This window comes from Acinetobacter sp. HR7, assembly GCF_000773685.1.
In the GTDB taxonomy this organism is placed as follows: domain Bacteria; phylum Pseudomonadota; class Gammaproteobacteria; order Pseudomonadales; family Moraxellaceae; genus Acinetobacter; species Acinetobacter thermotolerans.
Map to the genome: position 1 here is coordinate 19,776 of NZ_JPQO01000002.1, position 8,643 is coordinate 28,418.

Consider the following 8,643-nt stretch of genomic DNA (forward strand, 5'->3'; position numbering starts at 1 on the left):
ATCCAAAGATGGAAAATTATTGCACGACAACTTGAACAGTACCGTTTTCAACATTGAATAACTGATATGAGATAGACAAATCATGTAAGTGCTTTTGTACTGATTCGTGGTCTAAAGTGGTAATAAAAACTTGACTACCAAGTTGGCTCAATCGCTCAATTAAACGTTGTTGTGCGGTTAAATCTAATTCTGCTGTCAGATCATCTAATAATACCACAGTTTCCTTATTACAAGAATGTAGCATTGCAATTTGCGACAGTTTTAATGCGGTCAGCAACAGCTTTTTCTGACCGCGTGACAGGATTACATCAGCATCCCCTAAAAGGGTTTTCAGGCGCAGATCGGCACGGTGTGGACCATACTCGGTATAACGCCGCTCACAGTCTCGCTCATGATGATTGGTCAGGTCATTTAAGAGGCCTGTGTCACTATGAAACCCCGGACTGTATTCCAAGCTAATGTCCAAATCTGGCAGTAAATACTTTAAATCTTCAGCAAAAAATGGTTGCCACTGTTCCACGATACCCATGCGCTGTGAATGTAGAATTTCGCCATATTGGCTCAACATCTGGTTCCACGGTTCCAGCTCGGACAGAGTCAAATAACGTTTGGATTTAAGCAGACTGTTCCGCTGTTTCAGCGCACGCGAATAATATTGCCAGGCATGATAAAATTCTGGTTCCACGTGGAACATCAACCAGTCCAGTAACTGTCGGCGTGGTTTGGCTCCATGATCGATAATATCGGTACTTTGTGGGTCAATCAGTTGCAGAGGGAGTATCTTGGCTAATTGCCCCTGCGTCGCGACCAGATCACCATTGACCTTAATGACCTGCTCACCACTAGCAAGCTTCTGCATACCAACTTTTTCAGTCTCGGATTGAGCAAATACGATGGCGTCCGATGCACCATTTTGGATGTAATTTTTTGGAATATGAGTACGGAAGGAACGGCCGGTTGCCAGCAAATGAATTGCCTCTAAGACTGAAGTCTTGCCTGAACCATTCTGTCCATAGAAAACATTAAACGGTTGCAATCCATGGAGTGCAACCGTTTTCAAGTTTCGTACACGTTCAATATGTAAACGCGTGATATGCATAGAAAGCGCCTGTATGCCGCTGCTTAGACACGCATTGGCATCACAACATAAACCTGTTCAGGATGTGCAGGATCCTGTACCAATACTGACTGGTTCGCTTCAGTCATGCTCATCGATACATCTTCACCGTCCAGTACAGACAGTACATCCAGCAAATACTGCGCATTGAATGACATTTCCATTGGCGCATCAGAATACTGGATCGCTAAATCTTCAATCGCTTCATCCTGCTCTGGGTTATTCGCACGAAGTTGCAAAGAATCCGCATTAAAGTTCAGGAATACGCCACGCAGCTTTTCATTACTCAGGATCGCTACACGTTGCAGCGATTGCTTGAACACATCATGCGCGATGCGTACATGCTTGTCTCCACCACGCGGAATTACACGGCGATAATCAGGGAATTTACCGTCAATCAGCTTAGTGGTGAAACGAACCGTAGTATCGCCCTGCTCTTTGTCACGGCTTGGTACGGTAATTGTCACATTCAGGAATTCACGGCCAATAAGCAGAGATAACTGGTCATCTTCAACACTGAGCAGACGCTGTAATTCACCCACGGCTTTACGTGGAACAATCGCCTGAATCGGCTGAGTTGCAGTCGATTGTGCAGCTGTTTCACAAAGCGCCAGACGGTGACCGTCAGTGGTCACGGCACGCAATTGGTTCGCATCAATTTCTAATAAAGTCCCTGTCAGGTAGAAACGTACATCCTGCACTGCCATCGCGAAAGCTGTCTTTTCAAACAGGCGTTTCAGTTCACGCTGAGTGACTGTTACTTGTGTGCCCTGGCTGTTTTCAGTCGACAATAATGGATAATCTTCAGCTGGCAAAGTCCCTAGCACAAAACGGCTGTTACCTGACTTTAGAATACAGCGCTGGTCTTCAGTGATTTGCAGGTCAATCAATGCTGCAGAAGGCAGAGATTTACAAATATCAATCAGCTTACGCGCTGGTACAGTGGTTTCACCCGCTTGCAGGCACGCACCTTCATTCAAAGGTGTACTGGCTACCAGCTCAACTTCCAAATCGGAACCGGTGACCGTTAATGCTTGAGTTGTCACTTGAATTTTCAGGTTAGATAGAATGTTTAAGGTATGGCGACGTTCAACCGCTCCTACGACATGTGATAGAACATTCAGTAAGCTCTCTTTCGCGATTTTTAAACGCACGGTACATTCCTCTGAAAACTGAAGATTAATATAGGGAAAAGTTAATTTTTTAGCATTGTACTATGCGGCAAAATATGCCGCATAGCAAGAGCAGAATTTGAGCGTTTTGGGTCAGCTTTGCAGCAGTCGTTGCAAGTTTTTGTAGTCTTCGTTGAAGATTGGGTCTTCCTCACGCAGACTCTGCACTTTTTCACAGGCATGCATCACGGTACTGTGGTCACGACCACCAAATGCCATGCCAATTTCAGGGAAACTGTCGCCGGTCAGTTCACGTGCCAGACCCATTGCAAGCTGACGCGGACGTGCATAGATACGAGTACGTTTTGGACCCACCAGTTCTTTTAGTGGAATACGGAAATATTCACTCACCACACGTTGGATATTTTCGGTACTGATGGTACGGGCACGAATTGCCAGCACATCTTTCAAAGACTCACGCACAACATCGAGATCAATTGGTGTGCCTTTAAAGCGGGAAATTGCTACCACTTTATTCAGTGCACCTTCAAGCTCACGCACATTGGCCACCACCTGCTGGGCAATAAATAGCGCACAGTTACGTGGCAGATCGACGCCATTGCTTTCGGCTTTTTTAAGTAAAATTTCAATACGGGTTTCAATATCGGGCGGTTCCACACCAACCGATAAGCCCCAAGAGAAACGTGAAACCAGACGTGGATCCAGTTCGGTCAGTTCTTTCGGATAACGATCTGAAGTCAGGATAATCTGCTTCGATTCATCCAGCAGCGCATTAAAGGTATAGAAGAACTCGACCAGACTGGCCTCTTTACCCGCCAACAAGTGAATATCATCGACCAGCAACAGATCCAGAGAACGGCAATTTTTCTTGAACTCCTCTACTTTGCCCTGCTGCAGCGAGCTGACAAAGTCCTGTACAAAGCTTTCTGCGGTCATATACATCACACGGGCATTTGGCTTGGCCTGCAATAATGCATTACCAACGGCCTGCATCAAGTGGGTTTTACCCAGACCAGTCGGGCCATACAGGAACAGCGGGTTATGTTGTGACGCACCGAGCTGAGTCAGTACCTTACGGCAGGTTTCTGCCGCCATCTGGTTGGAACGGCCTTCAACAAACAATGCAAAGGTAAACAAGGGATTCAGTTGACGCTTGCGACTATTGCGCGTGGTTTCTTCTTTCTCTTTTTTCGGACGTGGTGCTGGTGCAGGCGTGCTTTCCAATGCAGCAGTCGTGGTTGCTGGCTGCTCACTCGCAGATAGAATTGCACCTGGACGTGAATCGACCAGAATTTCCACTTTACGGATACGACCTTCAGAAAGTTGCTCAGCTAGAATGGTAATGAGCTCTAGATGATGTTCCTGAATGTAACGCGTCCAATAAGGGTTGGGTGCATACAAACGCAGGGTATCGTCCAGCTCTTCTGCAACCAGTGGGCGTATCCACATTGTAAAGACATTTCCAGAGAGCTCTTGTCGCAAGCGATTTAAGCAGTCTGTCCAAAGCATGTGAATCCCCTATTTATTCCATTTTCAATTAAAGACATTACCGCATCCGAAGCGGGTCGCCATTCTAACCAAGTTATCCACATCTGTCATGGCATATTCTGCAGAAATCGCTCAAAAAAGCACTTTTCACGCATAAATTTAAATTTAAAACCTGGTGTGGATAAGTTTATCCGCAAGCTGTGGATAAAATATAGCACAAAGTTATCCACAAAGTATAAAAATTATAAAAACAGTTTTATCCACAATATAAGATAATGTTAATTATTTAAAAAAGTGGATTTTCCACAGCAAATCGGCTCCCTAATATTAATAAATTTAAATTTTAAAATTTGAATTTATTTATAAACCTTGAGCTTTCTGTGGATAACTAGATTGAGTTTAAATTTGAATTCAAAACGTGAGAATGAATTTAATATGTGAATAGAATTGTGGATAAATATGTTGATATAAGTGTTTATAACTCACAATAGATTATAAAACAATTGTTTACATTGTGATTAACTCTTTTTTAATCTCTTTGATTACACTATTTGAAAATGTAAAGACAAGTCTGCTCAAAGAGTTATTTGAAAAGAAAACCGCATTTTCATTGACAGCTCAAGCAATGAGCACTAAAATCGCGGACCTTCATAGAAAGATCATTTTGGGAGTTTCGACATGAAACGTACATTCCAACCATCTGAATTAAAGCGTAAACGCGTTCATGGTTTCCGTGCTCGTATGGCTACTAAAGCTGGTCGTCAAGTTCTAGCTCGCCGTCGTGCAAAAGGTCGTCACAGCTTAACTGTTTAATCGGTTAGGCTTCGCCGACTTTGGGTGTTATGACAACACTTTATGGTTTTGGCACAGAGTTACGATTACGCTGTGCTGCCGATTATAAAGGTGTCTTTGATGGTGCGCTTTTTAAAGTGCATCAACCCCATTTCTTATTTCTTGCAAAACAGTCCGAACTGCCAAATAGCCGTTTGGGTTTAGTCGTTGCTAAGAAAAAAGTGCGCCGAGCGCACGAGCGAAATCGAGTAAAACGTCTTGCTCGCGAAAGCTTTCGTCTGCACCAGCAGCAACTCAGCGATCTGGATATTGTCGTGATGCCTAAAGTCGGCATTGAAGCAGTCCCGAATGCAGAATTACATCAGCAATTACAATTTGCCTGGCAGAAACTCAACCGTCTCGCCAAAAAGCATACAAAAATAGCTCCCTCCCCACAAAAGTAGAGATGACCAATGGTACGTTTACTGCATTGGTTAATACGTTTCTATCAGATTGCGATTAGTCCTCTTCTTGGACCCCGCTGTCGTTATATTCCAACATGTTCTCAATATTCATTGGAAGCAGTCCATACACATGGAGCTGTACGTGGTGTGTGGCTGGCTACTCAGCGTATTTGCCGTTGTCATCCGTGGGGTGGCTCTGGATATGATCCGGTTCCTCCGAAAGCGATTCGTTTTATTTCATTTCAGCAAATAGATTCTCAAACGCTTCACGTTGCTGTACCCTTTCGTGATCGTTTATTGAACCAAAATCACTCTAACCACTTGGGGTAATACATATGCAACAATGGGCCAGGATTGCAATTCTCGGGGCTATGTTTGTTGTCGCATATTTGCTCATTTTGGCGTGGCAAAAAGATTATGGAAATGCACAAACCAATCAAAAGCAGGAAACTGCTGTGGTTTCGCATGAAGTATCAGCAGATTTGCCGAATGGTCAGACGGCGACAGCCGCTTCTGATGTGCCACAAGCAAATGTAGCAGCGCAGCAAGCCGCGGATGCAACAGCACCTGTAAGTCAGCAGCTTATTTCAGTACAAACTGACCTTTATCATCTTTGGATTAACCCTAAAGGTGGTGATATTGTTCGTGTTGAATTACTCAATCATGACAAAAACAAAGACAGCGATGAACCTTTCGTGATGCTGGAAAGCGATGCGAAACGTACTTATGTCGCCCAGTCTGGTTTAATCGGCCTGAATGGACCGGACAGCAGCCGTAATGGCCGCCCAACCTATGAAGTGGAAAAAACCACTTATACCCTGAATGATGCTAAAGCAGGCAAGAACAAAGATGGCGAGACAGCGAAAGTGCTGTCTGTACCAATGGTATTCAAGACTGCTGATGGTGTCGAAATCATCAAAACCTTTAACTTCACTGAAGGTGAATATCCTGTAGTTGTGAACCACAAAGTGGTGAACCGCAGTGGACAGGCTTGGCAGGGTCAAATGTTTGGCCAGATCAAGCGTGACAATTCCGAAGATCCAGGCAAGTCTGATCAGGGTATCTTTACACTAGGTACTTTCTTGGGCGGTGCATGGGGTACGCCGGATGAGCACTACAACAAGTTGAAATTTGACAATTTTGTTGAAGAAAAGCTCAGCACTGAAGCTAAAGGTGGCTGGATTGCCATGGTTCAGCACTACTTCGTGAGTGCCTGGGTACCGGGTAACCTGAAACTGACTCAAGCTCAGGGTGAAGCGTATACAGCGAAGCTGGAATCACGTAAATCGACTGATGACATGAACATCATCAGCTTTACTTCTCCAACCTTCAATGTACCAGCAGGTACGGTGGCAGAAATTGATGCGACCTTCTACTCTGGTCCAAAAATTCAGTCAGAACTGAAAGATCTGGCTGTTGGTTTAAACCAGACCGTAGATTATGGCTGGTTATGGCCAATTGCTAAACTGCTGTTCCTCGGACTACAGTTCTTCCACGGCTTGGTGGGCAACTGGGGCTGGGCAATCATTCTGCTGACAGTATTGGTCAAAGTGATTCTATGGCCATTGTCGTCTAAGAGCTACCGCTCTATGGCGAAAATGCGTGTGATCGCGCCAGAAATGCAGCGTATGAAAGAAGAGTTCGGTGAAGACCGTATGCGTTTCTCTCAAGAAATGATGGCGCTGTATAAACGCGAGCAGGTGAATCCACTTGCTGGCTGTTTACCATTGTTACTGCAAATGCCAATCTTCCTGGCACTGTACTGGGTATTGATGGAATCTGTAGAATTGCGTCATGCACCATGGATGTTCTGGATCCAAGATTTATCTTCAATGGATCCTTGGTTTATCCTGCCATTGCTGATGGGTGCGACCATGTACATCCAGCAGTCTCTGAACCCGCAGCCTGCTGACCCAATGCAAGCTAAGGTGTTCAAGATCATGCCAGTGATCTTTACGGTATTCCTGCTGTTCTTCCCGGCTGGTCTGGTACTGTACTGGATTGTGAACAACCTGATCACGATCTTCCAGCAAAGCCTGATCAACAAGTCAGTAGCGAAAGAACGTGAAAAACGTGAAGGTGCAACCCCAGCAAACTAAGTCTTGCTGACGGGCTGAATAAATCCGCTTAAGATGGTAATCTTAGGCGGATTTTTTTGGCTGTATTTTTAGATCTTCTGCAGGTGAATTGTATGCTCAACCCAACCACAACCATTGCTGCGATTGCGACACCACCCGGACGTGGCGGCGTTGGGGTGATTCGCCTGTCTGGCCCAAAATCCTATGAGATTGCCCAGGCTCTGACCCAGAAAGAACTGCCACAGGCACGTTTTGCTGCTTTCAGAAAGTTCTATGATGCGGCGGGTGAAATCATGGATGAAGGTCTAGTGATCTGCTTCCCGAACCCGCATTCCTTTACTGGTGAAGATGTGGTGGAACTGCAGGGCCATGGCGGCCCGGTGATCCAGAATGCTCTATTGGCACGTTTACTAGAGCTTGGTGCTACTGCAGCCAAAGCGGGTGAATTCTCGATGCGTGCCTTTGAAAATGGCAAGCTGGATCTGGTACAGGCTGAAGCGATTGCTGACTTGATCGATGCGACCTCGCAGGCTGCGGCACGTTCTGCGGTACGTTCCCTGCAAGGGGCTTTTTCCACCAAAGTGAATACAGTGTTGGAACAGCTGATTCACCTACGTCTGCATGTGGAAGCCGCGATTGACTTCCCCGAAGAAGAAATCGATTTCCTTGCGGATGGCAAGATTCTCAAACTACTGGATGGTGTAGCTGCTGCCGTAACCCAAGTCCAGCAATCGGCACGTCAGGGCCAATTATTGCGTGAAGGTTTACAAGTGGTGATCGCAGGCAAACCGAATGCAGGTAAATCTTCCCTGTTAAATGCACTAGCAGGCAATGAACGCGCTATTGTCACTGATATTGCTGGAACGACCCGTGACGTGCTGCATGAGAAAATTACCCTGAATGGCTTGCCAATTACCCTGACCGATACCGCAGGTTTGCGTGAAACGGGTGATGTGGTGGAAAAAGAAGGCATCCGCCGTGCGATTAAGGAGATTGAACAGGCGGATCTGTTGTTGCTGGTTTATGATCTGAGCCAAGGTGAGAATCCGTTACAATTGGCACAGGAATACTTTGCTGAGCATCTTGAGCCAAAACGCTTGATGCTGATTGGGAGTAAATGTGACCTCACTGGTGCTGAGGCTGCGATCGGTGATTTTGAAGGTTTCCGTCATATCACTGTTTCAGCCAAGCAGGAAACTGGTGTTCAGGCGCTCATAGATACGATTACAGCGCATGCAGGCTTTCAGCCTGAAGAAGATACCTTTATCGCACGTACCCGCCATTTAGACGCAATGAAGCGCACTCAGGCATATCTGGCAGAAGCACGTGAGCAACTGGTGGTGTATAACGCGGGTGAACTAGTCGCAGAATCGCTACGTCTGGCCCAAAATGCTTTGGGTGAGATCACCGGTGACTTTAGTGCGGATGATTTGCTCGGCAAGATCTTTGGATCATTTTGTATTGGAAAGTAATTTTCTTGTTCAACGAAAAAAGCCCTCGATTGAGGGCTTTTTTTTATGGTCATGATGTCCCGTCCTGAAATAAGTTTACACCTTAAGAGACTTATTTTATGGAACATACACGACAACAAC

The 8,643-nt window shown here is 45.6% G+C and carries 8 protein-coding genes; 5 read left to right on the forward strand and 3 right to left on the reverse strand.

Going from position 1 to position 8,643, the window contains the following annotated elements; translation table 11 throughout:
- Positions 1-16: 16 nt before the first annotated feature.
- The 3 genes from recF to dnaA form a co-directional block, all read right to left on the reverse strand.
- Positions 17-1,099 carry a DNA replication/repair protein RecF gene (gene recF / locus GW12_RS00160; RefSeq protein WP_034581838.1) on the reverse strand — a complete coding sequence of 361 codons (1,083 nt, stop codon included), beginning with the start codon at positions 1,097-1,099 and terminating at the stop codon, positions 17-19.
- A 23-nt stretch (positions 1,100-1,122) separates the two neighbouring features.
- The gene (dnaN, locus tag GW12_RS15920; RefSeq protein WP_034581839.1) at positions 1,123-2,271 is read right to left on the reverse strand and encodes a DNA polymerase III subunit beta; all 1,149 of its coding nucleotides are present in this window, start codon (positions 2,269-2,271) and stop codon (positions 1,123-1,125) included.
- Positions 2,272-2,382: 111 nt separating this feature from the next.
- Positions 2,383-3,759: a chromosomal replication initiator protein DnaA gene (gene dnaA, locus GW12_RS00170; RefSeq protein ID WP_034581841.1), complete on the reverse strand. Its 1,377-nt coding sequence runs from the start codon at positions 3,757-3,759 to the stop codon at positions 2,383-2,385.
- Positions 3,760-4,416: 657 nt separating this feature from the next.
- Between dnaA and rpmH the strand changes: the two genes are divergently transcribed.
- The 5 genes from rpmH (at position 4,417) to mnmE (ending at position 8,523) form a co-directional block, all read left to right on the forward strand.
- A complete protein-coding gene (gene rpmH, locus GW12_RS00175) occupies positions 4,417-4,551 on the forward strand; it encodes a 50S ribosomal protein L34 (protein ID WP_000831329.1) in 135 nt (44 codons plus the stop codon).
- Between the two features lie 29 nt (positions 4,552-4,580).
- The gene (rnpA, locus tag GW12_RS00180; protein WP_034581844.1) at positions 4,581-4,973 is read left to right on the forward strand and encodes a ribonuclease P protein component; all 393 of its coding nucleotides are present in this window, start codon (positions 4,581-4,583) and stop codon (positions 4,971-4,973) included.
- A gap of 9 nt (positions 4,974-4,982) precedes the next feature.
- Positions 4,983-5,303, forward strand: a complete 321-nt coding sequence (gene yidD / locus GW12_RS15215) for a membrane protein insertion efficiency factor YidD (protein WP_004780345.1) — start codon at positions 4,983-4,985, stop codon at positions 5,301-5,303.
- Positions 5,304-5,308: 5 nt separating this feature from the next.
- Entirely contained in the window at positions 5,309-7,072 is a 1,764-nt protein-coding gene (yidC, locus tag GW12_RS00185) for a membrane protein insertase YidC (protein WP_034581847.1), read from the forward strand.
- A gap of 92 nt (positions 7,073-7,164) precedes the next feature.
- On the forward strand, positions 7,165-8,523 hold the full coding sequence (gene mnmE / locus GW12_RS00190) for a tRNA uridine-5-carboxymethylaminomethyl(34) synthesis GTPase MnmE (protein ID WP_034581848.1): 1,359 nt from the start codon (positions 7,165-7,167) through the stop codon (positions 8,521-8,523).
- The last annotated feature ends 120 nt before the right edge of the window (positions 8,524-8,643 follow it).

Excerpts from the sequence above, each read along its gene's own strand:
- yidD (WP_004780345.1), top strand. The coding sequence starts at position 4,983 with ATGGTACGTTTACTGCATTGGTTAATACGTTTCTATCAGATTGCGATT.
- yidC (WP_034581847.1), top strand. The coding sequence starts at position 5,309 with ATGCAACAATGGGCCAGGATTGCAATTCTCGGGGCTATGTTTGTTGTC.
- dnaA (WP_034581841.1), bottom strand. The coding sequence starts at position 3,759 with ATGCTTTGGACAGACTGCTTAAATCGCTTGCGACAAGAGCTCTCTGGA.
- recF (WP_034581838.1), bottom strand. The coding sequence starts at position 1,099 with ATGCATATCACGCGTTTACATATTGAACGTGTACGAAACTTGAAAACG.
- rpmH (WP_000831329.1), top strand. The coding sequence starts at position 4,417 with ATGAAACGTACATTCCAACCATCTGAATTAAAGCGTAAACGCGTTCAT.
- rnpA (WP_034581844.1), top strand. The coding sequence starts at position 4,581 with ATGACAACACTTTATGGTTTTGGCACAGAGTTACGATTACGCTGTGCT.
- mnmE (WP_034581848.1), top strand. The coding sequence starts at position 7,165 with ATGCTCAACCCAACCACAACCATTGCTGCGATTGCGACACCACCCGGA.